The organism is Pseudomonas sp. WC2401, from assembly GCF_041200115.1.
Taxonomy (GTDB): Bacteria; Pseudomonadota; Gammaproteobacteria; order Pseudomonadales; family Pseudomonadaceae; genus Aquipseudomonas; species Aquipseudomonas fragi.
In genome coordinates this window covers 1,010,380-1,034,253 of record NZ_CP165623.1, presented here as the reverse complement: position 1 = coordinate 1,034,253, position 23,874 = coordinate 1,010,380, and the positions used below count along the sequence as shown (strand labels likewise).

The window sequence follows — 23,874 nt, the reverse complement described above, 5'->3', positions numbered from 1 at the left end:
CGCATTACTGTGGCTCATGGTCTTTGGACGGAGCAGGGAGCGTGAAGCCGGACACCGAGCGCCGCAATTGGCTGGCCATTTTGGCCAGGTTGCCAATGCTTTCGGCCGTCGCCGTGGAACCGGACGAGGTCTGATTGGTGATTTGCTGAATGACATTCATGGTCAGGGAAATCTGCGCCGCCGAAGTGGTCTGCTTTTGTGCCGCGTTGGAGATGCTTTGAATCAGATCCGCCAGGTTTTGCGACACGCCTTCGATCTCTTCCAGCGCGACCCCGGCGTCATGGGCCAAGCGGGCACCGCGCACCACTTCAGTGGTGGTTTGTTCCATGGAAATCACCGCTTCGTTGGTATCCGCCTGAATGGCCCGCACCAGCGTCTCGATTTGCCGTGTCGCTGCCGACGAGCGCTCAGCCAGGCGCTGTACTTCGTCGGCTACCACGGCAAAGCCGCGTCCGGCATCACCGGCCATCGATGCCTGGATGGCGGCGTTGAGTGCCAGAATATTGGTCTGGTCGGCAATATCATCAATCAGGCTGACAATATCGCCGATTTCCTGGGAAGACTCGCCCAAACGTTTGATCCGCTTGGCGGTGTCCTGGATCTGGTCGCGAATGTTGTCCATGCCGTGGATGGTGTTGTGCACCACTTCATTGCCCTTGTTGGCAATCGCCACGGAGCGCTCGGCCACCGCCGAAGATTCGGAAGCGTTGGCAGACACCTGATCGATGGAATGGGCCATTTCCTGGATCGCCCCCGAGGCCTCGGCGATTTGCTGGGCCTGATGCTCGGACGCTTCGGCCAGTTGCATGGCGGTGGCCTGGGTTTCCTGCACCGCTGCGGCCACCTGGCCTGCCGTCAGGTTGATGGTGGCCACCAGTTCGCGCAGTTGGTCGATGGAATAATTGATCGAATCGGCAATGGCACCGGTAAAGTCTTCGGTCACCGAGGCGGTCACGGTCAGGTCACCGTCAGCCAGATCGGCAATTTCGTCGAGGAGCCGCATGATCGCATTCTGGTTTCTTTCGTTCTTTTCAGCCGTTTCACGCAACTGGCGGTTGGTTTCGCGCACCATCACCAAGCCGATCAGGATAATCGATGCCAGGGCCAGCAAGCCCAGAACGTAGCCACCGATAATGTCCAGCGAGCGACCGCTGGCGAGGTTTTCAAAGCCATTGGCCAGGGTCGAGGCTTCGTCGAGCAAGGTTTGCGACAGGCTGAAAATGGTGTTTGCCGCTTCGCGCACATGGAACAGCTGCGGCGAGGTTTCGAGGATTTCGTCCACGGAACCGGAGACAAACTGGAACAGTTCGGAAATTTCCTGCAGGCGGGCGCGGGCATCCTTGTCTTCAACCTGGGTAATACGTAACCCTTCATTGCCTTCAAGCATGCCGTTGAGCACTTGCCCGAAACGGTTGGCATCACGCCCAAAGGCACCTGCAGCCTGGGCGGCATTTTCGTCGCCGGCCAGCACCGTATTGACCGCTCCCAGAATACGCTCGGCCAGTAACGACTGGCGCTGGGCCAGGGCCACCTGGCTGGCTGGCGCGCCGCGCTGCAACAGGATTTCGACGACTTTCTCGTATTCAACCTGCAACTGCGGCACGGTCTCGGCCAGCGTGGCGGCCACCTGATGCAGCGACAGCACGGTTTGTTCACTGGCCAGGATGGCGTTGGCGTTATTGAGCAGCAGCTCCCAGTCACGCTGCACCGCCTGCATTTCCTTGTGTACGGCCGCAGGTGCAGGAGGCAGGCCGGTGGCCGGGTCACCTTTTTTCAGATAGCCCCAGCGCTGGCTGAAATCATTGCGCGCATCGATCAGCAACTTGAATGCGGCGGCTTTGCCGGCAGCGGCTTCGGTGGCGTTCTTGGCAATGCGCTGGGACAACACCCGCAACTCGCCCGCATGGCTGATGTACTGCTTGTCGTAGTTGGACTGGGTATTGAGGTACGCAAAGTTGGCGAACAACAGCATGATGAACACGATCAGGGCGATAAACAGCACGATGATCTGCGAACGACTGCGCGACCCTTCCATTGGCTTAGCGGTATTGGCTGTGGTCATCGATCAGGTCCTGAGATCCCGTATTAAAGCTGAAAGCCTGTTCACACGGCTACCGCCCAGAATTGTGGAGCCCGGGCCAGGGCAAACGGGCTAAAAACCCACCACAGCTGCTCAGCGGCAAAGTGCCCTTGCACATAAGGCGCAAACACCGGATGGGGCAGGGTTTGTGTATCAGTATTGAGGTCGGCGTGGGCAAAGTGCTGCATGCCTTGCACTTCATCGACCTGCAGGCCGACAAACACGTCTTTGTATTCCAGCACCAATACGCGGCGCTGTTTGCGCAAGGGTGACAGCTCAATGCCGAAAAACCCGCACAGGTCCATGATCGGCAACAGTTGCCCGCGCAAATTGGCCACGCCCTTGACCCAGGGCTTTACCCCGGGCAACAGGGTAAACCGCGGCTCATGCAGGATTTCGGCAATTTCGCCCATCGGCGCCACAAAACACTGCTCGCCGATGCGAAAACCAATACCGCTCCAGGTATCGAGCTGTGCCTGGGCAGGCACCAGGCCTGCCGCCAGCGAGCGACAACGCTGGTCGATCTCAAGCAGCAGTTCAAAGGCTGTCAATGCGCCGGGCATAGGGTGACCGTCATTTTGGAGGGTTTTCTTCCAGGACTTTTTTCACCTTGAGGATCAACTGCTCTTCATCAACCGGCTTGGTCAGGTAGCCCTTGGCACCCTGACGCTGGGCCCAGACCATATCGGTTTCCTGATCCTTGGTAGTCACTACGATAACCGGGATGTAGCTTGTTTCCGGGTCTTTTGTAAGCTGACGCGTAGCCTGAAAGCCGTTGAGGCCCGGCATCACGATATCCATCAACACCAGGTCGGGTTTTTCCAGACGTGCCAGGGCGACGCCGTCTGCGCCGTTTTCTGCCTTGAGCACTTCATGGCCGTGCTTTTCGAGCATGCCGGTCAATTTGTACATTTCAGTCGGCGAGTCATCGACGATCAGAATGCGAGCCATGGTGTTCCCCATTTATCAGGTGGTTGGCCGGCTGGCCGGGTGTTATTGGGCACTGGGTAGAATATTGAAGGCTGGCACATGAGCCTTGATCGCGCTCAGCAATTCGTCGCGACTGAACGGTTTGGTCAAAAATTGATCAGAACCCACGATCCGCCCCTTGGCCTTGTCGAACAGGCCGTCCTTGGACGACAGCATGATCACGGGGATCGACTTGAACGCCCGGTTGCTCTTGATCAGTGCGCAGGTCTGATAACCATCCAGACGCGGCATCATGATGTCGACAAAGATAATGTGCGGAGGGTGGTCGACAATCTTGGCCAGCGCATCGAAACCATCGATGGCGGTAATGACCTCGCAGCCCACGTTTTTCAGCAGCGTTTCGGCGGTGCGGCGAATGGTTTTCGAATCATCGATCACCATCACCTTCAAGGCGCTGGAATGCTTTTGCATATGTGCTTTACCATCGCCACGGCGACCAATTTTGTTACAACTGTGCGGCTTATAACCCCAACTCCTTGATGGACAAGGGTTGCAAGCACTGTGCGAGCCTTTTTAGCACAGTCACGACCTTCAATCTATCGAAGGGTCCAAGCGGTGGTTTTTCCTTGACCGAGGCCACACTCAGCGCCACTCTGGCGCCACTTTTCAGGTCATACCGATCCCTGTGTGGGAGCGGGCTTGCTCGCGATACAGGCGCTGCGGTCTGTCAGGCAAATCGCAGTGATGCCATCGCGAGCAAGCCCGCTCCCACACGATCAGATCGTCACTCACTTTATTTGAGGAATTTGCCATGAGCGTTCGAGTCGGGATTGTCATGGACCCCATTGCGGGCATCTCCTATAAAAAGGACAGCTCGCTGGCCATGCTGCTGGCCGCCCAGGATCGCGGCTGGACCCTGTTCTACATGGAACAGCAAGACCTTTACCTGAATGAAGGCAAGGCGCGGGCACGCATGAAGCCGCTCAAGGTGTTTGCCAACCCGGAAAAATGGTTTGAGCTGGACGCCGAGACCGACACGGCCCTGAGCGATCTGGACGTGATCCTGATGCGCAAGGACCCGCCCTTCGACATGGAGTTCGTCTACTCCACCTACCTGCTGGAACAGGCCGAGCGTGATGGCGTACTGATCGTCAACAAGCCGCAGAGCCTGCGCGACTGCAACGAAAAACTGTTCGCCACCCAATTTACCCAATGCACGCCGCCGACCGTGGTCAGCCGCCGCGCCGACGTGCTGCGTGAATTTGCTGCCTTGCACGGTGACGTGATCCTCAAGCCGCTGGACGGCATGGGCGGCACCTCGATTTTCCGTCACCGGGTGGGCGACCCTAACCTGTCGGTGATCCTCGAAACCCTGACCCTCAACGGCACCCAGCAGATCATGGCGCAAGGCTACTTGCCGGCGATCAAGGATGGCGACAAACGCATCCTGATGATCGACGGCGAGCCGGTCGATTACTGCCTGGCACGGATCCCGGCCCAGGGTGAAACCCGCGGCAACCTCGCCGCAGGCGGTCGTGGCGAAGCTCGCCCGCTGAGCGAAAAGGACCGCTGGATTGCAGCCCAGGTTGGCCCGACCCTGCGTGAAAAAGGCCTGTTGTTCGTAGGTCTGGACGTAATCGGTGAGCACCTGACCGAAATCAACGTCACCAGCCCGACCTGCATCCGCGAGATCGACAATGCCTTCGGCACCAATATCGGCGCCCTGCTGATGGATGCAATCGAGCGCAAGCTGGCGGCTCGCTGATCTGCAACAGCCTGTAATAGACCAACATTGCGCTATCATGCGCACCCTGTGAAACCCGCGATGTTGGTCTTTTTGCCATGACACTCCCCAGCGACCTGCCCCCCGAACTCAGCCATAAAGGCGTGCGCGCGGCCGATCGCCTTGGATTTGCCCTGTTTGTGGCGGCGTTGCTGCATATCGCCGTGATCGTCGGCGTGGGGTTCAGCATGGAAGCGCCCAAACCGGTCAGCAAAACCCTGGAAATCACCCTGTCCACCTTCAAAAGCGAGAAAGCCCCGGAAAAAGCCGACTTTCTGGCCCAGGACAACCAGCAGGGCAGCGGCACGCTGGACAAGAAAGCCGTGCCCAAGACCACCGAGGTCGCCCCTTTCCAGGACAACAGCGTCAAAAAGGTCACCCCACCGCCTGCCGCCAAACCCGAGCAGACCCAGACCGCGCCCAAGGCCGCCGTGACCACCGTGGCACCCGCAGTGAAAAAAAACCCGAGCCAGCCGCAGAAGGTCAAGACCGAGGCGGCGCCCAAGGCCAGCATTCCAACGTTCGACAGCTCGCAGCTGTCCAGCGAGATTTCCAGCCTCGAGGCCGAACTGGCCAACGAGCAGCAGCTGTACGCCAAGCGTCCGAAGATCTACCGCATGAGCGCGGCCTCGACCATGCGCGACAAGGGCGCCTGGTACAAAGAGGACTGGCGCAAGAAGATCGAACGCATCGGCAACCTCAACTACCCTGAGCAGGCACGGCGGGAAAAGATCTACGGCAAGCTGCGCCTGCTGGTGTCGATCAACCGCGACGGCTCGCTGCATGAAGTGCTGGTGCTTGAGTCTTCGGGCCAGCCGCTGCTGGACCAGGCCGCACAACGCATCGTGCGCCTGGCGGCACCTTTTGCGCCGTTTACCGGTGACCTGGCGGATATCGACCGGCTGGAGATTATCCGCACCTGGAAATTCGCCGAAGGCGACCGCCTGTCCAGCAACTGATCCACAGGGCAACGGTGGGAGCGGGCTTGCTCGCGATTGGATCGCTGCGTTTTAACGTTAAACCGCGCCGCCTGTATCGCGAGCAAGCCCGCTCCCACAAAGACCCAGGAATCTTGATCGCCCAACTTGTCAGTTCACGTTGCCAGCGCCACACTAAGACTCATGAAAAAACACGCGCCGACTTACCTCAAGCATCAATTCCTGATCGCCATGCCCCATATGGCCGACCCGAACTTTGCCCATTCCTTGACCTACATCGTCGAGCACACGGCCAATGGTGCCATGGGGCTGATGATCAACCGCCCGCTGGAGCTGAGCCTGGCGGATGTTCTTGAGCAGTTGCGCCCGGAACAACTTTCTTCACCGCTGTGCCAGCATGTACCGATCTTCGGTGGCGGGCCGGTCATGATCGACCGTGGTTTTGTCCTGCACCCGGCCAGCATGAACTTTGACGCCACCGTCGAACTCGACGACGGGCTGGCCCTGAGCACCTCTGCCGATGTGTTGTTCAGCATTGCCGATGGCCGCGGCCCGAACCGCAGCCTGATCTGCCTGGGCTATGCCGGCTGGGATGCTGGCCAGCTTGAAGCCGAACTGGCCGACAACGCCTGGCTGACCTGCCCGTATTCGGCGCATATCCTGTTTGATACCCCAAGCGAGCTGCGCCTCGACGCGGCCGCCAAACACCTCGGAGTGAACCTCAATTTGTTAAGCACCCAAGCAGGCCATTCCTGATGGCCAGCCTTCGTTTATTGCTGGGCTTCGACTACGGCACCCGCTCCATCGGCGTGGCTGTAGGCCAGATGATTACTGGCCAGGCCCGCGAGCTGTGCAACCTGAAAGCCGAGAATGGTATCCCCAGGTGGGAAGAGATCGAAAAGCTGATCAAGGAATGGCAGCCCGACGCGATGGTGGTCGGCATGCCCTTGAACATGGATGGCACCCCGAGCGACTTCTGCGCCCGGGCACAAAAATTTGCCAATCGCCTGAATGGCCGCTTCAATCTGCCGGTTTTTACCCATGACGAACGCCTGACCACCTTCGAGGCCAAGGGCGAACGCCGGGCCCAGGGCGGCCAGCGCGGCAGTTACCGCGACAACCCCGTCGATGCCATCGCCGCCAAACTGGTGCTGCAAGGCTGGCTCGACGAAAACCCGGCGCACTCTCAAGACTGACCCGGCGCTTGTACCATTGACCCGCCTCATTGTTTGCGCCCGCCGCCGCACGTTGTGCTGCGCGGGCCTTTTAAGGAGCCACCATGATCCTGCCTGTTCCCGCTGAACTGATCTCCCAGATGGCCCTTGATCTGAAGGCCCATCTGGCCCGTCGCGGCATCACCGAGCCGCGTTATATCGGTATCCGCACCGGCGGCATCTGGGTTGCCCAGGCGCTGCTCAAGGCGCTCGGCAGCGATGCACCGCTGGGCACGCTGGATGTATCGTTCTACCGCGATGACTTCAGCCAGAACGGCCTGCACCCGCAAGTGCGCCCTTCCGAGCTGCCGTTCGAAATCGAAGGCCAGCACCTGGTGCTGATAGACGACGTGCTGATGAGCGGTCGGACCATTCGCGCAGCGCTGAACGAGTTGTTCGACTATGGTCGTCCGGCCAGCGTGACCCTGGTCAGCTTGCTGGACCTTGACGCCGCCGAACTGCCGATCCGCCCGGATGTGGTGGGCGCAACCTTGTCGCTCAAGCCGAGCGAGCGGGTAAAATTGTCCGGCCCTGCGCCACTGACACTCGAACTTCAAGACCTAGCCCCTTAAGAGACCATTGCGATGACGCCGACTGACACCAAGCGCCCGCTGCAGCTCAATGACCAGGGCCAGCTGCGCCACTTTCTGTCGCTCGACGGTTTGCGCCGCGAGCTGCTGACAGAGATCCTCGACACCGCCGACTCGTTCCTCGAAGTCGGCGCCCGGGCGGTGAAAAAAGTCCCGTTGCTGCGCGGCAAGACCGTATGCAACGTGTTCTTCGAAAACTCCACCCGCACCCGTACCACCTTTGAAATGGCCGCCCAGCGCCTGTCGGCCGACGTGATCACGCTCAACGTGTCGACCTCGTCGGCGAGCAAGGGCGAAACCCTGCTCGACACCCTGCGCAACCTTGAAGCGATGGCCGCCGACATGTTCGTGGTACGCCACGGCGATTCCGGCGCCGCGCACTTTATTGCCGAGCACGTATGCCCGCAGGTGGCGATCATCAACGGCGGCGACGGCCGCCATGCCCACCCGACCCAGGGCATGCTCGACATGCTGACCATTCGTCGGCACAAGGGCGGCTTCGAAAACCTGTCGGTGGCCATCGTCGGCGACATTCTGCACTCGCGGGTAGCGCGCTCGAACATGATCGCCCTCAAGACCCTGGGCTGTAAGGACATTCGCGTTATCGCGCCGAAAACCCTGCTGCCGATCGGCATCGAGCAATACGGCGTCAAGGTCTACACCGACATGACCGAAGGCCTCAAAGACGTCGACGTAGTGATCATGCTGCGCCTGCAGCGTGAGCGCATGTCCGGTGGCCTGCTGCCGAGCGAAGGCGAGTTCTACCGCCTGTTCGGCCTGACCACTGCACGCCTGGCCGGGGCCAAGCCTGATTGCATCGTCATGCACCCGGGGCCGATCAACCGTGGCGTCGAGATTGAGTCCGCGGTGGCCGATGGCCCGCACTCGGTGATCCTCAACCAGGTGACCTACGGCATTGCCGTGCGCATGGCGGTGTTGTCCATGACCATGAGCGGGCAAACCGCCCAGCGCCAATTCGAACAGGAGAACGCCCAGTGAAGCTCAGCATTCTCGGCGCCCGCGTAATAGATCCGACCAGCCAGCTGGATCAAGTGACTGACCTGCACCTGGAAGCCGGCAAGATCGTTGCCATCGGTGCAGCGCCAGCCGGTTTCACCCCGACGCAAACCATCGAGGCCAAGGGTCTGGTGGCCGCCCCCGGGCTGGTTGACCTCAACGTTGCCCTGCGCGAGCCGGGCTACAGCCGCAAAGGCACCATCGCCAGCGAGACCCGCGCCGCTGCGGCAGGTGGCGTCACCAGCCTGTGCTGCCCGCCGCACACCAAACCGGTGCTGGACACCTCGGCCGTCGCCGAACTGATCCTGGACCGCGCCCGTGAAGCCGGCAACTGCAAGGTGTTCCCGATCGGTGCGTTGAGCAAAGGCCTGGACGGCGAGCAACTGGCCGAGCTGATCGCCCTGCGCGACGCGGGCTGCGTGGCATTTGGCAACGGCCTCAACAGCTTCACCAACACCCGCACCCTGTGCCGGGCGCTGGAGTATGCGGCCACGTTCGACCTGACTGTGATCTTCCACTCCCAGGACCGTGATCTGGCCGAGGGCGGTATCGCTCACGACGGCGCGATGGCAGCGTTCCGAGGTTTGCCGGGCATCCCGGAAACCGCCGAAACCGTAGCCCTGGCCCGTGACCTGCTGCTGGTTGAGCAAAGCGGCGTGCGCGCGCACTTCAGCCAGCTGACCAGCGCCCGTGGCGTGGCCCTGATCGCCCAGGCCCAGGCTCGCGGCCTGAAAGTCACTGCCGATGTAGCGTTGTATCAGTTGATCCTGACTGACGAAGCGCTGGTGGATTTCTCCAGCGTTTACCATGTGCAGCCGCCACTGCGCACCCGCGCCGACCGTGACGGCCTGCGTGAGGCCGTGAAGTCGGGTGTGGTGCAAGCCATCTCCAGCCATCACCAGCCCCACGAGCGTGACGCCAAGCTCGCCCCGTTCGGCGCGACCGAGCCGGGCATGAGCAGCGTTGAAGTGCTGCTGCCGCTGGCAATGACCCTGGTAGAAGACGGCTTGCTCGACTTGCCGACGCTGCTCAGCCGCCTGAGCGCTGGCCCGGCTGACGCCCTGCGCCTGCCAGCCGGCAAGCTGGCGGTGGGTTCGGCAGCAGACCTGGTGCTGTTTGACCCGGCGGCCTCGACCCTGGTTGGTGAGAAATGGCATTCCAAAGGCGACAACTGCCCGTTCCTCGGCCATTGCCTGCCGGGTGCCGTGCGTTACACGCTGGTGGATGGGCGGATCAGCTACGAAGGCTAAGCGCGGCCCTCCCCCCAACCCTCTCCCGAAGGGAGAGGGAGCTGATTGGATGCGTTGCGCAGATCTGCTTTTGCCTTTAGTCCCCTCTCCCTCCGGGAGAGGGTTAGGGTGAGGGGCTTTTGATCTTTACCGGCGCTCTGCGTTCTTGATCGAGATCTGCTCGTTCAAGGTCCAGAAGTCATACAGGATACCGATCAGGAACAAACCACCGGTAAACAGGTAGATGATCCCCGTGATCCATTTGCCCATGTACATGCGATGTACACCAAACACCCCCAGAAACGTCAGCAGAATCCATGACACGCTGTAGTCAGTGTCACCTGCGGTAAACCGCAAGTCGGCTTCACGGTCCATGCTCGGGATCAGGAACAAGTCGATCAGCCAGCCAATACCCAGCAAGCCCAAGGTGAAAAACCAGATCGTCCCGGTCATTGGCTTGCCGTAATAGAAGCGGTGCGCACCCAGGAAACCAAAAATCCACAGCAAATAGCCCAGCACTTTGCTGTGAGTATCGCGCTGTACATCGTCTCGATAGCCGCTCATAAATGCCCTCTTTGCTGCTGATAGAAAAATATTGTGAAGTTTTTTGTGACTTTTTTACTGTCGTGCAAAAGGTAAAAGTGTCTTACAAGAATTGGCGCAAAGCCTTGTACTACCTGACCTGCACCCTCGCCATGCGACAATTTGCCATCACCTTTGCGGAAATTGACCCCACAGTCCACCTGACAAATGGCCTGAGAAAGGACAAAAAAGCTGTTATAAAGTTTCGCGTTTATAACCATTGAGCCCTGCCGAATGCGTCCTATATTCAAGACATGGCTAACCATTTGCCTATTATTGCCACTGGCCGCCCACGCCACCAATCGTGAGCAACATCTTCCTTCGGGCTTCACCGGCTACACCGCAAAGTCATCTGCGGCTGCACCCTATGTTGCCTCTACCAGCAAGACCGTAGCACGTCCTGCCACCAGTAAAGCCCACCGCAAGGCCCCGGGCAAAATGGCAGCGGCGTCCCTGGCCGCCGCCAACAAGCAGAGCAGTACGGTCCTGAGCCGCGCTGTAAACGTGTTGGGCACCCCTTATCGTTGGGGCGGCAGCAGCCCAAGTAAAGGGTTCGACTGCAGCGGGCTGGTCAAATACGCCTTTAATGACGTAGCCGCCGTTGATTTGCCGCGCACTTCCAGCGAAATGGCCAGTGGTCATGGGCAAAAAGTCGAGCGCAAGGATTTGAAACCCGGCGACCTGCTGTTTTTCAACATCAAGAGCCGCAAGGTCAACCACGTTGCCATTTACCTGGGCAACGACCGCTTTATCCACGCCCCGCGACGCGGCAAGTCGGTGACTATCGACACGCTGCAAAAGCCGTACTGGCAGAGCCACTATGTGGTCGCCAAACGTGTGCTGCCTAAAGAGAAGTCCACGCTGCAGGTTGTGCAACGCTAAAAACGCTTTTGCTTTTGATTCTGTGGGAGCACCGCCGCTCCCACAGCGTTATCGCTGCCAACTCCCGGCCTCTGCGCTTCAATCTTCGCTCCCTCCCCCGGCGACAGGCCGGCGATATCCATCCCCCCTGCCAATTCCAGTAGAATGCCGCTGACTTTCACAACGGCGGGCTTAAACGAATGTCCACGATAGCAGGCAACATTGCCCAGGTTGAGGCGCGCATCCGTGCCGCTGCACTGGCTGTTCACCGTGATGTAACCAGCATTCATCTACTCGCGGTCAGCAAGACCAAGCCTGCCGCCGCGCTGCGTGAGGCCCATGCCGCCGGGGTTCGCGACTTTGGCGAGAACTACCTGCAGGAAGCCCGCGCCAAACAGATCGAATTGGCCGACCTGCCCTTGTGTTGGCACTTCATCGGCCCCATTCAATCGAACAAGACGCGTGATATCGCCGAGCATTTTGCGTGGGTGCATTCCGTCGACCGGCTCAAGATTGCCCAGCGTTTGTCTGAACAACGCCCGGCCGACTTGCCACCGCTCAATATCTGCATCCAGGTCAATGTCAGCGGTGAAGCCAGCAAATCGGGCTGTACCCCGGCAGACTTGCCTGCGCTGGCGGCCGCCATCAGCGCCCTGCCACGCTTGAAGCTGCGCGGCTTGATGGCGATTCCGGAGCCCACTGAGGACCGCGCCGAGCAGGATGCTGCTTTTGCGCAGGTGCGCTCGCTGCAAGAGCGCCTGAACATGGGCCTCGACACGCTTTCAATGGGCATGAGCCACGACCTTGAGTCGGCGATTACCCAAGGCGCCACCTGGGTGCGCATCGGCACTGCATTATTTGGTGCCCGCGACTACGGCCAGGCCTGAAAGGGCCTATCTCATTTTTTATAAGGATCGGTTATGAGCAAAACGCGTATTGCCTTTATCGGCGCCGGCAACATGGCTTCCAGCCTGATCGGCGGCCTGTTGGCCAAAGGTCTGGATGCAGCACAGATCCGCGCCAGCGATCCGGGTGCCGAGACGCGGGCCAAAGTGGCCGCCGAGCATGGCATCGAACTGTTTGCCGATAACGCGCAAGCCATCCAGGACGCCGACGTGATTGTCATTGCGGTCAAGCCACAGGCCATGAAAGCCGTGTGCCAGGACCTGCGCCCGCATCTGCAGCCCCATCAATTGCTGGTCTCGATTGCTGCCGGCATTACCTGCGCCAGCCTGCTCAACTGGCTGGGCAGCCAGCCGCTGGTGCGCTGCATGCCCAACACCCCGGCCCTGCTGGGCAAGGGTGTGAGCGGCCTGTTCGCCACTGCCGACGTCACCGCCGAGCAACGCCAGCAGGCGGAGCAACTGCTCAGTGCCGTGGGCATTGTGGTGTGGGTGGACAGTGAAGCGCAGATCGATGCCGTGACGGCCGTGTCCGGCAGCGGCCCCGCGTACTTTTTCCTGCTGATCGAAGCCATGACCGACGCCGGCGTCAAACTCGGCCTGCCGCGTGACGTGGCCAAGCAACTGGCCGAGCAGACCGCGCTGGGCGCCGCACACATGGCCGTGGCCAGCGATGTCGACGCCGCCGAACTGCGCCGCCGCGTGACCTCGCCAGCGGGCACCACTGAAGCTGCGATCAAATCATTCCAGGCCGACGGCTTTGCCGCCTCGGTCGAAAAAGCATTGAGTGCCGCCGCGCACCGCTCGGCCGAAATGGCCGAACAACTGGGTCAATAAAGGAGCACATGATGTCCGGACTTAATGGCGCAGCCATTTTCGTGATTCAAACCCTGGGTAGCCTCTACCTGCTGATCGTACTGCTGCGGTTTATCCTGCAGCTGGTGCGGGCCAACTTCTACAACCCGCTGTGCCAGTTCATCGTCAAGGCCACCCAGCCGCTGCTCAAGCCGCTGCGCCGGGTCATCCCGAGCGTGTTCGGCCTGGACATGTCGTCGCTGGTGCTGGCGATTCTGGTGCAGATGGTGATCTTCGCCGTGGTCCTGACACTCAGCTACATGTCCTTCAACATTCTGGGCCTGCTGCTGTGGGCGATCATTGGCGTGACTGCGCTGTTTTTGAAAGTGTTCTTCTTCGCCATGATCATCAGCGTGATCCTGTCGTGGGTAGCACCGGGCAGCGTCAGCCCTGGCGCTGAACTGGTCAACCAGATCACCGAACCGGCCCTGGCACCGTTCCGCCGCTTCCTGCCAAGCATGGGCGGCCTGGATATCTCGCCGATCCTGGCGTTCATGGTGATCCAGCTGATCCAGAGTTTCGTGATCCCGCCATTGGCCATGTATGTCGGCATGCCGGTTATCTTGTTCGGCCTGATCTGATGAGCTACTTCCGGTGGGACGGCGAGGATCTGATTCTCGACTGTCACCTGCAACCCAAGGCCAGCAGCGACGAGTTTGCCGGCCTGCACGGTGACCGTCTGAAAATCCGCCTCACCGCCCCGCCGGTAGAAGGCAAGGCCAACGCCCACCTGATGGCCTTCCTGGCCAAGGCGTTCGGCATTGCCAAAAGCCAGGTGAGCCTGATCAGCGGCGAACTCAACCGGCAGAAGCGCGTGCGTTTGCATGCGCCGAAAAAACTGCCGGATTTGCCGGGTTTGGTCCGACCCTGAACCTGTGGGAGCGGGCTTGCCCGCGATCCTGGCACCGCGGTCTGTCGACAAACAGCGGTGATGCAATCGCGAGCAAGCCCGCTCCCACCGAGTTTGGCTACAGGTCATAAAATCAGCCCAGACCATTGCTTGCTGCTGCGCCCCCCGCTCATTAGACTTACGCCTCATTTAAATGAGAGCAGGGTCGATGCCAGCTGCCTTTCCCCCCGATTCCGTTGGTCTGGTCGTGCCGCAAACAGCGCACTTCAACGAGCCCCTGGCGCTAGCCTGCGGCCGCTCACTGCCTGCCTATGAACTGATTTACGAAACCTACGGCCAGCTCAATGCCACGGCCAGCAATGCCGTGCTCATCTGTCACGCGCTGTCAGGGCATCATCACGCGGCGGGCTACCACAGCGCCGACGATCGCAAGCCCGGTTGGTGGGACAGCTGCATCGGCCCCGGCAAGCCCATCGACACCAACAAGTTTTTCGTCGTCAGCCTCAACAACCTGGGCGGCTGCAACGGTTCTACCGGCCCAAGCAGCCTCAACCCGCAAACCGGCCGCCCGTTTGGCGCCGACTTCCCGGTACTGACCGTTGAAGACTGGGTGCACAGCCAGGCGCGCCTGGCTGACCGCCTGGGGATCAACCAGTGGGCCGCCGTGATCGGTGGCAGCCTGGGCGGCATGCAGGCGTTGCAATGGAGCATCAGCTACCCGGATCGCCTGCGCCATTGTCTGGCGATTGCCTCGGCGCCCAAATTGTCCGCGCAAAATATCGCGTTCAACGAAGTCGCCCGTCAGGCCATCCTCACCGACCCCGAGTTCCACGGTGGTTCGTTCCAGGAAAAAGGCGTGATTCCCAAGCGCGGCCTGATGCTGGCGCGCATGGTCGGGCACATCACCTACCTGTCCGATGACTCGATGGGTGAAAAATTCGGCCGCGGCCTGAAGAACGAAAACCTCAACTATGACTTCCACAGCGTCGAGTTCCAGGTCGAGAGCTACCTGCGCTATCAGGGTGAAGAGTTCTCCGGGCGTTTCGACGCCAACACTTACCTGCTGATGACCAAGGCGCTGGACTACTTCGACCCGGCAGCCAACTTCGATGACGACCTGGCCAAAACCTTTGCCGGGGCCAAGGCGCGCTTCTGCGTGATGTCGTTCACCACCGACTGGCGCTTCTCGCCGGCCCGTTCGCGGGAGCTGGTGGATGCATTGATGGCCGCGAAAAAAGACGTCTGCTACCTGGAAATCGACGCTCCGCAGGGCCATGACGCCTTCCTGATCCCGATCCCGCGTTACCTGCAAGCCTTCAGCAACTACATGAACCGCATAGAACTGTGAGAACGCCATGAGAGCCGACCTGGAAATCATCCAAGACTGGATCCCCGCCGGCAGCCGCGTGCTCGACCTCGGTTGTGGTGATGGCGAACTGCTGAGCTGGCTGCGCGACAACAAGCAAGTCACCGGCTATGGCCTGGAAAACGACCCGGACAACATCGCCGAATGCGTCGCCAAAGGCATCAATGTCATCGAGCAGGACCTGGACAAGGGCCTGGGCAACTTCGCCAGCAACAGTTTCGACATCGTGGTCATGACCCAGGCGCTGCAGGCCGTGCATTACCCCGACCGGATCCTCGACGAAATGTTGCGCGTCGGCCGCCAGTGCATCATCACCTTCCCCAACTTCGGGCACTGGCGCTGCCGCTGGTACCTGGCCAGCAAGGGGCGGATGCCGGTTTCCGAATTTCTGCCGTACACCTGGTACAACACGCCGAACATTCACTTCTGTACTTTCGAAGACTTCGAAGCGCTGTGCCGCGAGCGCGAAGCACAAGTGATCAACCGCCTTGCCGTAGATCAACAACACCGACACGGGTGGGCGAGCAAGATATGGCCTAACCTGTTGGGCGAGATTGGCATTTATCGTGTCAGCAGTCCTGGCCTTCAGGATCATCAAGTCGCGGTCTAAACCGGCAAGTTCAAGGAGAGTGACAATGGGTCGTATTGGATTACTACTGCTTTCGATGTGTTTTGGCATGCAGGCGTTTGCCGCTGACGGCACCTCTGCCCAGCGTCAGCAGACGTTTGGCGACACAACGGTGTATTACAACGCGTTCCCGTCGACTTTCCTGACGCCGGACATCGCGCGTGAATTTGAAGTCACCCGCAGTAAAACCAACGGGGTGCTCAACATCACCCTGAACAAGGGCGGCAAGAACATTGCCGCCAACGTTCAAGGCACGGTGCAGACCGGCGATGCCAAGCCAACGCCGCTGACGTTCCGTCAGGTGGGCAAGAACGGCGAAATCAATTACCTGGCCCAGTTCCCGGTGGCCGGACCGCAAACCTTCACCTTCAAGGTGGATGTGAAGGCTGGCGGCGCAACGTCTGAAACCATCCAATTTTCTCAAATGGTCGCTCCAATCGAATGATGAACCTTACGCAACTGGTACTGGCTAGCCACAACGCCGGCAAACTCAAAGAACTTCAGGCCATGCTCGGCGAGTCGGTGCAGTTGCGCTCGATTGGAGAATTCAGCAGCGTCGAGCCGGAAGAAACCGGCTTGTCGTTTGTTGAGAACGCGATTCTTAAAGCCCGCAATGCGGCACGTCTCTCGGGTTTGCCGGCACTGGCCGACGATTCGGGGCTGGCGGTGGACTTTCTTGGCGGCGCGCCGGGCATCTACTCGGCCCGTTACGCGGACGGCAAAGGTGATGCGGCGAACAACGCCAAACTGCTCGACGCCCTCAAGGACGTGCCTGAAGCCGAGCGCGGCGCGCAGTTTGTCTGCGTGCTTGCACTGGTGCGCCACGCCGACGATCCGCTGCCGATCATCTGCGAGGGCCTGTGGCACGGGCGCATCCTGCCTGCCGCCAGTGGCGAACATGGTTTCGGCTATGACCCGCTGTTCTGGGTACCTGAGCGCAACTGCTCCAGCGCCGAACTGAGCCCCACTGAGAAAAACCAGCTAAGCCATCGTGCTCGCGCCATGGTTCTGCTGCGTCAGCGTTTGGGCCTGAAATGACCCACGACACACCTCCACAGCCGCTCTATCTGGGCGCGGCTGGCTTTACCCAGCAGGCGCCGCGTGCGCCGCTGAGCCAATTGCCACCCCTGTCGCTGTATATCCATATTCCGTGGTGCGTGCGCAAATGCCCGTATTGCGACTTCAACTCCCACACCGCCAGCCCGGTGCTGCCCGAAGAAGAATACGTCGACGCACTGTTGGCCGATCTCGATCAGGACCTGCACGCGGTTTATGGCCGCGAGCTGAGCTCGATCTTCTTCGGTGGCGGCACGCCAAGCCTGTTCAGCGCGCAGGCTCTGGGGCGCCTGCTCAAGGGCGTTGAGGCGCGCATCCCGTTTGCCAGTGATATCGAAATCACCCTGGAAGCCAACCCGGGCACTTTCGAGCAGGAAAAATTCGTGGCTTACCGCAAGCTGGGGATCAACCGCCTGTCGATCGGTATCCAGAGCTTCCAGCAAGAGAAGTTGCAGGCCCTGGGCCGCATCCACAATGGTGACGAAGCCGTGCGTGCCGCCGGTATGGCGCGCCTGGCGGGCTTTGACAACTTCAACCTGGACCTGATGCACGGCCTGCCCGATCAGTCCCTGGACGACGCCCTGAGCGACCTGCGCCAGGCCATCGCGCTCAAGCCGACCCACCTGTCGTGGTATCAGCTGACACTGGAGCCCAATACGGTGTTCTGGAACCAGCCGCCGGTGCTCCCCGAAGACGACACCCTGTGGGACATTCAGGAAGCCGGCCAGGCGCTGCTCGCCGAACATGGCTACGCCCAGTATGAAGTGTCGGCCTATGCCCAGCCTGGCCGCCCGGCGCGGCATAACCTCAACTACTGGAGCTTTGGCGACTTTATCGGCATTGGCGCTGGCGCCCACGGCAAACTGAGCCATCCTGATGGTCGCATCGTGCGCACCTGGAAAACCCGCCTGCCTAAGGACTACCTGAATCCGGCGAAAAACTTTCAAGCAGGCGAGAAAACTCTTACAGCTGAAGAACTGCCTTTTGAGTTTCTAATGAACGCCTTGCGCCTGACCGACGGCGTTGATTCGGCGCTGTACCCTCAGCGCACCGGGCTGACACTGGACAGCTTGAGCATTGGACGCAAAGCAGCCGAACAAAGTGGCTTATTGCAGGTCGAACCGTCACGCCTGGCGGCAACCGCCCGGGGCCAGCTGTTTCTCAACGACTTGTTGCAGCACTTTTTGATCTAAGGAACTCGAATGGACTTGGTACTTGACCTGCTTGCCAACGTATCGCGCTGGAGCCGCAGCCATCTCTCGGAGATTGCCCTGGCGTTGATTGGCTGTGTGCTGGTGCTGTTTGGTGCCGACTTCAAGGGCTGGGTCGAGCAGCGTCTGGGCAGTATTGCCGGGGCTTTGCGCGTGCCATTGATGGCATTGCTGTGCCTGATCGGCAGCGGTGCGGCCCTGATCTACGCCACGCCGTGGGTGGAACGCGGGCTGAGCCAGTTCAACAACTACAGCCTGGCGCCAGTGTTGTTGGTGGTGCTGGTGTTGATCGGGGTTGTGGCGGATCGGCGCTGAGGAACACCCAGGATATCTTGTGGGAGCGGGCTTGCTCGCGATACAGGCAACGCGGTGCAGCTGATTCACCGCTGTGATGCCATCGCGAGCAAGCCCGCTCCCACAGATACCGTACGAACTTCACCGACCCCAAAGCAGGGTGAGATCGGTGATTGAAAAACCGCTTAAGCCAGTTTTTCGAACTTCAAATCCCACACGCCGTGCCCAAGACGTTCGCCGCGGCGTTCGAACTTGGTCACCGGGCGCTCAGGCGGTCGTGGCACGCACTTGCCGTCTTCAGCCAGGTTGCGATACCCCGGTGCGACGTTCATCACTTCCAGCATGTATTCGGCATAGGGTTCCCAGTCGGTCGCCATGTGCAGCACGCCGCCAACCTTGAGCTTGGAGCGCACCAGTTCCGCGAAGGACGCTTGCACGATCCGGCGCTTGTGGTGACGGCTCTTGTGCCAAGGATCCGGGAAGAACAGCAGCAGGCGATCAAGACTGTTATCCGCCACGCAACGGGTCAGGACTTCGATCGCATCGCAATCGTAAACCCGCAGGTTGGTCAGGCCTTGAGTCAGCACGCCATTGAGCAGTGCACCCACACCCGGGCGGTGAACCTCAACCCCGATAAAGTCCTGTTCAGGCGAAGCCGCGGCCATTTCCAGCAGGGAATGGCCCATGCCAAAACCGATTTCCAGGGTGCGCGGCGCAGAGCGGCCGAACACCTGGTCGAAATCGACCGGCGCGTCAGCCAGCGGCAGCACATACAGCGGCGTGCCTTGATCGAGGCCGCGTTGCTGGCCTTCGGTCATGCGCCCGGCGCGCATCACAAAACTCTTGATGCGACGGTGTTGGCGATCTTCGCCTTCTTCCGGGATTGGGGTGTCTAGTGATTCAGTCATCAGTGGCTCTTACTTGATCAGACCATCCAGCGGCGAAGAGGCGCTGGCATAGAGTTTTTTCGGCATGCGCCCGGCCAGATACGCCAGGCGGCCCGCCACAATGGCGTGTTTCATGGCTTCGGCCATGATGATCGGATGCTGGGCGTTGGCGATGGCCGAGTTCATCAGCACCGCTTCACAGCCCATTTCCATGGCGATGGTCGCGTCGGAGGCAGTGCCCACGCCCGCATCGACCAGCACCGGAATTTTGGCTTCTTCAAGGATGATGCGCAGGTTGTAGGGGTTGCAGATCCCCAGGCCAGTGCCGATCAGGCCGGCCAGCGGCATCACGGCAATACAGCCCATCGCCTCGAGTTCACGCGCAATGATCGGGTCATCACTGGTGTACACCATCACGTCGAAACCGTCTTTGACCAGAATCTCGGCGGCCTTGAGGGTTTCAATCACATTGGGGAACAGGGTTTTCTGATCGGCCAGCACTTCCAGCTTGACCAGCTTGTGGCCGTCGAGCAATTCACGGGCCAGGCGGCAGGTGCGCACGGCTTCGACTGCATCGTAGCAACCGGCGGTGTTCGGCAGGATGGTGTAGCGATCCGGCGGCAGCACGTCGAGCAGGTTAGGCTCGCCAGGATTCTGACCGATGTTGGTGCGACGCACGGCAACGGTGACGATCTCGGCACCCGAGGCTTCGATGGCCAGGCGGGTTTCTTCAAGGTCACGGTACTTGCCGGTGCCCACCAGCAGGCGCGACTGGTAAGTACGGCCAGCCAGGGTAAAAGGCTTGTCGTTGCGAACGTTGCTCATCGGGAATCCTCTTTGATTATGTGCACTGCGGGGTGAGCGTGACGCGTGTGGCAATACTTAGCCGCCACCGATGGCGTGCACCACTTCGACCTGATCACCTGCTTTGAGTACCGTTTCGGCATGCTGGCTGCGCGGGACAATGTCCAGGTTCAGCTCCACCGCAACCCGACGGCCGGTCAGCTCCTGACGGGCCAAAAGGTCGGCGACGGTCTCGCCGTCCGGTAGTTCAAAGGATTCACCGTTCAACTGAATGAGCATGCGCGACGCTGCCTTCATTTTAAGGGGCCAGCATTCTAGCCCGATCAGTCAGGTCGACCCAAGCCATTCATCTTGTCGGCTCAGCTCAGGCGCCAGGCGGCGAGCCCCAGGCACAACCAGCCGGCCAAAAAGGCCAGGCCGCCAAAGGGGGTGATGATCCCCAGCTTGCTGATGCCGGTCATGGTCAGCAGGTACAGGCTGCCGGAAAACAGCACGATCCCGAGGGTGAAGCAGACACCTGCCCAGGTCACCAGGCGTCCGGGAAGGTGGGTGGCCAGCAGAGCCACGCCAAACAGGGCCAGGGTGTGGACCAGTTGGTAGGTCACGCCTGTATGAAAAATAGCCAGATACTGCTCAGTCAGGCGGCCTTTCAGGCCGTGGGCAGCGAATGCACCCAGAGCAACACCGGTAAAGCCGAAAAAGGCAGCCAGCATCAGGTAAACGCGCAGCATGGGTAACTCCCGTCAGGATCATGGAATGGCGCAGGGTCTGTATAATGGCCCGCTCAACGGGTTCGGCCAAGTCATCCATGCTGCGTATTCTGGTTCATCGCTTTCTCAAGGTCCTGCTCTGGTTCGCAGTGGGCAGCGCATTGCTGGTGCTGGTTTTTCGCTGGGTGCCACCGCCAGGTACGGCGCTGATGGTCGAGCGCAAGGTCGAGTCTTGGCTTGATGGCCAGCCGATTGACCTGCAACGCAGTTGGCGGCCGTGGGATGAAATATCCGACGAACTGAAAGTTGCGGTCATGGCGGGTGAAGATCAGAAATTCCCCGAGCACTGGGGCTTTGACTTCGGCGCAATCAAGGCTGCACTAATCCACAACGAACAGGGCGGTACGTTGCGCGGCGCCAGTACGCTGAGCCAACAGGTGTCGAAGAACCTGTTTTTGTGGTCTGGCCGCAGTTGGCTGCGCAAAGGCCTGGAAGCCTGGTTTACCGGGTTGATTGAGGTGTTGTGGCCCAAGCAGCGAATTCTTGAGGTGTACCTCAATAGTGCGGAGTGGGATGAAGGCGTGTTCGGCGCCGAGGCTGCAGCGCAGCATCACTTTGGCGTGAGCGCGAAAAACCTTTCGCGCCAGCAGGCCAGTTATCTGGCGGCCGTGTTGCCCAGCCCGCTGAACTGGAGTGCCAGCCACCCCAGCACCTATGTCAGCCGCCGCGCCGGCTGGATTCGTCAGCAAATGAACCAGCTGGGTGGCGACAGTTATCTCACCACACTGAACAACTCACGCAAGGCGCCCTGGTCCAGTTAACCTGAAAGCCCCTCACCCCAGCCCTCTCCCTCCGGGAGAGGGCTGGGGTGAGGGCCAGGGATTGACTCAGCAATCCGGCTTGTCCGCTGTATACCGCCGCGCCGGGTTTACCGCCGCGCCAAACTCACGCAATGCCTTGGCGCCAATCAACAGCGGGTAGTTAAAGCTGCTGCGGTCGGTCAAATTGACCTCCACGGTACGCTTGACGTTACCCAGGCACATTTCCAGATCCACCACCGGGCGCTTGGCGCTTTCGGGCGTGTCCCGGTCTTCATCCTCATCGGCGCGGCTTTTGATTTTGCTGATGCGCGCCACCTTGTGTTCATACACTTTGCTGCTTGCGCCTTCGGTGGCCAGCTGGAAGCGCACCCACTCTTCACCGTCACGGGTAAAGGTCTGGATATTTTTGGCCGACAACGACGCGGTCAAGGCACCCGTGTCCATCTTGGCTTTAAGGGTCTCGCCGATTTCCGGCAATTTGATGTACTCGTAACGCCCATAAAGGGTCGGCTCGGCGGCCATCACCGGCAACGCCAATACAGACAGCAACGCAAGAACAGACTTCATGCAGGCATTTCCTTTCAAAGAGTGCAGGTTAGACCACGGCCCCGCAGTAGGTTCACAACGCTTTTTTCTGTGGGAGCGGGCTTGCTCGCGATAGCATCACTGCGGCCATGTCTGATAAACCGGGTTGTCTGCATCGCGAGCAAGCCCGCTCCCACAAAGACGGGTCATTGATTTGGCGTTCTACGCCAGTCTGCTTATCATGACCAGTCCTTAAACGTTCAAGAGTTGCTTATGCGCCGCCTGCTCACCGGCTGTCTGGTCACCCTGTTATTGCTGTGCAACACCCTGATTCTGTTCGGGCCGTTGATGCTGTTTGCCCTGCTCAAACTGGCATCGTCGGGGCGCCTGCGCGATTACAATTCGCGGGCGGTGATGTGGATCGCCGAAACCTGGTCCGAAATCGACAAACGCATTTTTGCCCTGTGCCTGCCCACCCAATGGGACATTCGCGGCGCCGAAGGCCTGAGCCGTGATACCTCGTATCTGGTGATCAGCAATCACCAGTCGTGGGTCGATATCCCCGCCCTGATGCAGGGCCTGAACCGACGTACGCCGTTCTTCAAATTCTTCCTGAAAAAAGAACTGATCTGGGTGCCCTTCCTCGGCCTGGCCTGGTGGGCCCTCGACTACCCGTTCATGAAACGCTATTCCAAGGCCTTTCTGGCCAAACACCCGCAGCTCAAAGGCGAAGACCTGAAGATCACCCGGGCCGCCTGCGAGCTGTTCAAGCGCCAGCCGGTCACTATCGTCAATTACCTCGAAGGCACGCGCTTTACCCCGGCCAAACACGCGCAGCAACACTCACCCTATACCTGGCTGCTCAAGCCCAAGGCAGGCGGCGTGGCGTTTGTGCTGGCGGCGATGGGCGAACAACTGGATGCCGTGCTCGACGTGACCGTGGTGTATCCACAGGCAAAGATTCCGGGCTTCTGGCAGTTGATCAGCGGGCAGGTGCCCAAGGTGATTGTCGACATACAGACCCGCGAACTGGATCCGGCATTGTGGCAGGGGGATTACGAAAACGACCCGGTGTTCCGTGAACAGGTCCAGGGCTGGGTCAACCAGCTCTGGACCCTGAAAGACCAGCGCATCAGCACTTTGCGTGCCGAGCGCGGCTAGCCTTTAAACGCCCCAGGCGCTGCTCAGTTTGCTCAGCAACGAAGTGCTGACGTTCTGGCCTTTGAAGTAGTCCAGCAATACCGGTGCGAACTTGGCAACCATGCCGTCCTGCATGCCCAGCGCAGTAAAGGCGCTGTTGAGCTGGTCGGTGTTGGCCACGTTGCTGACAGCGCTGGTCGCGGTCTCGGAAACGCCATTGGACTTGCCCAGCAGGCCGCCCAACTGGCTCAGTTGGCCCAGGGCACCGGCGCCGGCCAGCTTGTTCACGCCTGGCACTTGCTTGGTCAGTTCGGAGTAGTCGCTGGAGGTCAGCTGGTTTTTCGCCAGGCTCAACATTGCGCCAATACCGCCCGCGGCCTGCTCAGGCTTGACGCCCAGCTCGTTGACCTTGGTCAGCATTTGCACGGCCTGCGCCGACTTGTCCGTGGTTGCGCCATTGCCGTTGCCGCCCTGCACTTGCGCAGCCACGTTGGCCACGTCGCTCAGGCTGAAACCTGCAAACACCGGGCTCGCTGCCACGGTCATCAATGTTGCCAGTGCCACGCCGCTCAACTTTTTCATCGCTTCAACCTCTAGAACC

At 60.2% G+C, this 23,874-nt stretch carries 31 protein-coding genes; 20 read left to right on the top strand and 11 right to left on the bottom strand.

From position 1 onward, the window contains the following. Window positions 1-4: 4 nt before the first annotated feature. From AB3G35_RS04675 to pilG, 4 genes are read right to left on the bottom strand one after another with little or no spacing between them, the layout of a single operon-like run. Window positions 5-2,062 (bottom strand): methyl-accepting chemotaxis protein, encoded by a 2,058-nt coding sequence (locus AB3G35_RS04675; RefSeq protein WP_016782523.1) that lies wholly within the window; start codon window positions 2,060-2,062, stop codon window positions 5-7. Between the two features lie 41 nt (window positions 2,063-2,103). Then, on the bottom strand, window positions 2,104-2,643 hold the full coding sequence (locus AB3G35_RS04670; protein ID WP_016782524.1) for a chemotaxis protein CheW: 540 nt from the start codon (window positions 2,641-2,643) through the stop codon (window positions 2,104-2,106). A gap of 10 nt (window positions 2,644-2,653) precedes the next feature. Next, the gene (gene pilH, locus AB3G35_RS04665) at window positions 2,654-3,031 is read right to left on the bottom strand and encodes a twitching motility response regulator PilH (protein WP_016782525.1); all 378 of its coding nucleotides are present in this window, start codon (window positions 3,029-3,031) and stop codon (window positions 2,654-2,656) included. 42 nt (window positions 3,032-3,073) lie between these two features. Further along, window positions 3,074-3,481: a twitching motility response regulator PilG gene (gene pilG, locus AB3G35_RS04660; RefSeq protein WP_016782526.1), complete on the bottom strand. Its 408-nt coding sequence runs from the start codon at window positions 3,479-3,481 to the stop codon at window positions 3,074-3,076. 340 nt (window positions 3,482-3,821) lie between these two features. Between pilG and gshB the strand changes: the two genes are divergently transcribed. The 7 genes from gshB to AB3G35_RS04625 all read left to right on the top strand — a co-directional run bounded on the left by gshB (window position 3,822) and on the right by AB3G35_RS04625 (window position 9,802). Further along, window positions 3,822-4,775, top strand: a complete 954-nt coding sequence (gene gshB, locus AB3G35_RS04655) for a glutathione synthase (RefSeq protein WP_029611613.1) — start codon at window positions 3,822-3,824, stop codon at window positions 4,773-4,775. A 77-nt stretch (window positions 4,776-4,852) separates the two neighbouring features. Then, window positions 4,853-5,752 (top strand): TonB family protein, encoded by a 900-nt coding sequence (locus AB3G35_RS04650; RefSeq protein ID WP_369782343.1) that lies wholly within the window; start codon window positions 4,853-4,855, stop codon window positions 5,750-5,752. A 162-nt stretch (window positions 5,753-5,914) separates the two neighbouring features. Continuing rightward, window positions 5,915-6,487, top strand: a complete 573-nt coding sequence (locus AB3G35_RS04645) for a YqgE/AlgH family protein (RefSeq protein WP_016782529.1) — start codon at window positions 5,915-5,917, stop codon at window positions 6,485-6,487. Beyond that, entirely contained in the window at window positions 6,487-6,927 is a 441-nt protein-coding gene (gene ruvX / locus AB3G35_RS04640; RefSeq protein ID WP_016782530.1) for a Holliday junction resolvase RuvX, read from the top strand. The genes AB3G35_RS04645 and ruvX overlap by 1 nt, the downstream gene beginning before the upstream one ends. 83 nt (window positions 6,928-7,010) lie before the next feature. After that, window positions 7,011-7,517: a bifunctional pyr operon transcriptional regulator/uracil phosphoribosyltransferase PyrR gene (gene pyrR, locus AB3G35_RS04635; RefSeq protein WP_016782531.1), complete on the top strand. Its 507-nt coding sequence runs from the start codon at window positions 7,011-7,013 to the stop codon at window positions 7,515-7,517. Window positions 7,518-7,529: 12 nt separating this feature from the next. Then, window positions 7,530-8,534: an aspartate carbamoyltransferase catalytic subunit gene (locus AB3G35_RS04630; RefSeq protein ID WP_016782532.1), complete on the top strand. Its 1,005-nt coding sequence runs from the start codon at window positions 7,530-7,532 to the stop codon at window positions 8,532-8,534. After that, a complete protein-coding gene (locus AB3G35_RS04625) occupies window positions 8,531-9,802 on the top strand; it encodes a dihydroorotase (RefSeq protein ID WP_088378772.1) in 1,272 nt (423 codons plus the stop codon). The genes AB3G35_RS04630 and AB3G35_RS04625 overlap by 4 nt, the downstream gene beginning before the upstream one ends. Window positions 9,803-9,928: 126 nt before the next feature. Here the strand turns inward: AB3G35_RS04625 and AB3G35_RS04620 are convergent, their stop codons facing one another. Further along, window positions 9,929-10,345 carry an NINE protein gene (locus tag AB3G35_RS04620; protein WP_369782342.1) on the bottom strand — a complete coding sequence of 139 codons (417 nt, stop codon included), beginning with the start codon at window positions 10,343-10,345 and terminating at the stop codon, window positions 9,929-9,931. 252 nt (window positions 10,346-10,597) lie between these two features. Here AB3G35_RS04620 and AB3G35_RS04615 point away from each other — a divergent pair, with 252 nt between their 5' ends. The 11 genes from AB3G35_RS04615 (at window position 10,598) to AB3G35_RS04565 (ending at window position 18,407) form a co-directional block, all read left to right on the top strand. Then, window positions 10,598-11,245 carry a C40 family peptidase gene (locus AB3G35_RS04615; RefSeq protein WP_029611615.1) on the top strand — a complete coding sequence of 216 codons (648 nt, stop codon included), beginning with the start codon at window positions 10,598-10,600 and terminating at the stop codon, window positions 11,243-11,245. 179 nt (window positions 11,246-11,424) lie between these two features. Continuing rightward, window positions 11,425-12,111 (top strand): YggS family pyridoxal phosphate-dependent enzyme, encoded by a 687-nt coding sequence (locus tag AB3G35_RS04610; RefSeq protein WP_315246156.1) that lies wholly within the window; start codon window positions 11,425-11,427, stop codon window positions 12,109-12,111. 33 nt (window positions 12,112-12,144) lie between these two features. Further along, complete coding sequence (gene proC / locus AB3G35_RS04605) at window positions 12,145-12,963, top strand: pyrroline-5-carboxylate reductase (RefSeq protein WP_016782539.1); 819 nt, start codon at window positions 12,145-12,147, stop codon at window positions 12,961-12,963. 11 nt (window positions 12,964-12,974) lie between these two features. Next, window positions 12,975-13,562, top strand: a complete 588-nt coding sequence (locus AB3G35_RS04600) for a YggT family protein (RefSeq protein ID WP_016782540.1) — start codon at window positions 12,975-12,977, stop codon at window positions 13,560-13,562. After that, entirely contained in the window at window positions 13,562-13,852 is a 291-nt protein-coding gene (locus tag AB3G35_RS04595) for a DUF167 domain-containing protein (RefSeq protein WP_016782541.1), read from the top strand. The genes AB3G35_RS04600 and AB3G35_RS04595 overlap by 1 nt, the downstream gene beginning before the upstream one ends. A gap of 187 nt (window positions 13,853-14,039) precedes the next feature. Then, window positions 14,040-15,179: a homoserine O-acetyltransferase gene (locus AB3G35_RS04590; RefSeq protein WP_016782542.1), complete on the top strand. Its 1,140-nt coding sequence runs from the start codon at window positions 14,040-14,042 to the stop codon at window positions 15,177-15,179. A gap of 7 nt (window positions 15,180-15,186) precedes the next feature. Then, window positions 15,187-15,807, top strand: a complete 621-nt coding sequence (gene metW, locus AB3G35_RS04585) for a methionine biosynthesis protein MetW (protein ID WP_016782543.1) — start codon at window positions 15,187-15,189, stop codon at window positions 15,805-15,807. Between the two features lie 25 nt (window positions 15,808-15,832). After that, entirely contained in the window at window positions 15,833-16,270 is a 438-nt protein-coding gene (locus tag AB3G35_RS04580; protein WP_016782544.1) for a DUF4426 domain-containing protein, read from the top strand. Next, entirely contained in the window at window positions 16,267-16,863 is a 597-nt protein-coding gene (rdgB, locus tag AB3G35_RS04575; RefSeq protein WP_094999848.1) for an RdgB/HAM1 family non-canonical purine NTP pyrophosphatase, read from the top strand. Before AB3G35_RS04580 ends, rdgB begins: the two co-directional genes overlap by 4 nt. Then, window positions 16,860-18,074: a radical SAM family heme chaperone HemW gene (gene hemW, locus AB3G35_RS04570; protein WP_095039763.1), complete on the top strand. Its 1,215-nt coding sequence runs from the start codon at window positions 16,860-16,862 to the stop codon at window positions 18,072-18,074. Before rdgB ends, hemW begins: the two co-directional genes overlap by 4 nt. A 9-nt stretch (window positions 18,075-18,083) precedes the next feature. Next, the gene (locus AB3G35_RS04565) at window positions 18,084-18,407 is read left to right on the top strand and encodes a DUF3392 domain-containing protein (protein ID WP_016782547.1); all 324 of its coding nucleotides are present in this window, start codon (window positions 18,084-18,086) and stop codon (window positions 18,405-18,407) included. A 164-nt stretch (window positions 18,408-18,571) separates the two neighbouring features. Here the strand turns inward: AB3G35_RS04565 and trmB are convergent, their stop codons facing one another. The 4 genes from trmB to AB3G35_RS04545 all read right to left on the bottom strand — a co-directional run bounded on the left by trmB (window position 18,572) and on the right by AB3G35_RS04545 (window position 20,808). Further along, window positions 18,572-19,294, bottom strand: coding sequence for a tRNA (guanosine(46)-N7)-methyltransferase TrmB (gene trmB, locus AB3G35_RS04560; protein ID WP_016782548.1), 723 nt, complete (start codon window positions 19,292-19,294; stop codon window positions 18,572-18,574). Between the two features lie 9 nt (window positions 19,295-19,303). Beyond that, on the bottom strand, window positions 19,304-20,098 hold the full coding sequence (locus AB3G35_RS04555; RefSeq protein WP_086795669.1) for a thiazole synthase: 795 nt from the start codon (window positions 20,096-20,098) through the stop codon (window positions 19,304-19,306). 57 nt (window positions 20,099-20,155) lie between these two features. Beyond that, window positions 20,156-20,356 (bottom strand): sulfur carrier protein ThiS, encoded by a 201-nt coding sequence (thiS, locus tag AB3G35_RS04550; protein ID WP_016782550.1) that lies wholly within the window; start codon window positions 20,354-20,356, stop codon window positions 20,156-20,158. 80 nt (window positions 20,357-20,436) lie between these two features. After that, window positions 20,437-20,808 (bottom strand): DUF423 domain-containing protein, encoded by a 372-nt coding sequence (locus AB3G35_RS04545; RefSeq protein ID WP_134050207.1) that lies wholly within the window; start codon window positions 20,806-20,808, stop codon window positions 20,437-20,439. A 44-nt stretch (window positions 20,809-20,852) separates the two neighbouring features. On the opposite strand from AB3G35_RS04545, the gene mtgA reads away from it, so the two are divergent. Next, window positions 20,853-21,608, top strand: coding sequence for a monofunctional biosynthetic peptidoglycan transglycosylase (gene mtgA / locus AB3G35_RS04540; protein ID WP_016782552.1), 756 nt, complete (start codon window positions 20,853-20,855; stop codon window positions 21,606-21,608). A gap of 66 nt (window positions 21,609-21,674) precedes the next feature. Here mtgA and AB3G35_RS04535 read toward each other — a convergent pair whose 3' ends face one another. Beyond that, the gene (locus AB3G35_RS04535) at window positions 21,675-22,175 is read right to left on the bottom strand and encodes an ATP-dependent zinc protease (protein WP_095027515.1); all 501 of its coding nucleotides are present in this window, start codon (window positions 22,173-22,175) and stop codon (window positions 21,675-21,677) included. Window positions 22,176-22,406: 231 nt separating this feature from the next. Between AB3G35_RS04535 and AB3G35_RS04530 the strand changes: the two genes are divergently transcribed. Then, complete coding sequence (locus AB3G35_RS04530; protein WP_095036171.1) at window positions 22,407-23,294, top strand: acyltransferase; 888 nt, start codon at window positions 22,407-22,409, stop codon at window positions 23,292-23,294. Between the two features lie 3 nt (window positions 23,295-23,297). Here AB3G35_RS04530 and AB3G35_RS04525 read toward each other — a convergent pair whose 3' ends face one another. After that, window positions 23,298-23,855: a DUF2780 domain-containing protein gene (locus AB3G35_RS04525; RefSeq protein ID WP_016782555.1), complete on the bottom strand. Its 558-nt coding sequence runs from the start codon at window positions 23,853-23,855 to the stop codon at window positions 23,298-23,300. Window positions 23,856-23,874 lie beyond the last annotated feature (19 nt).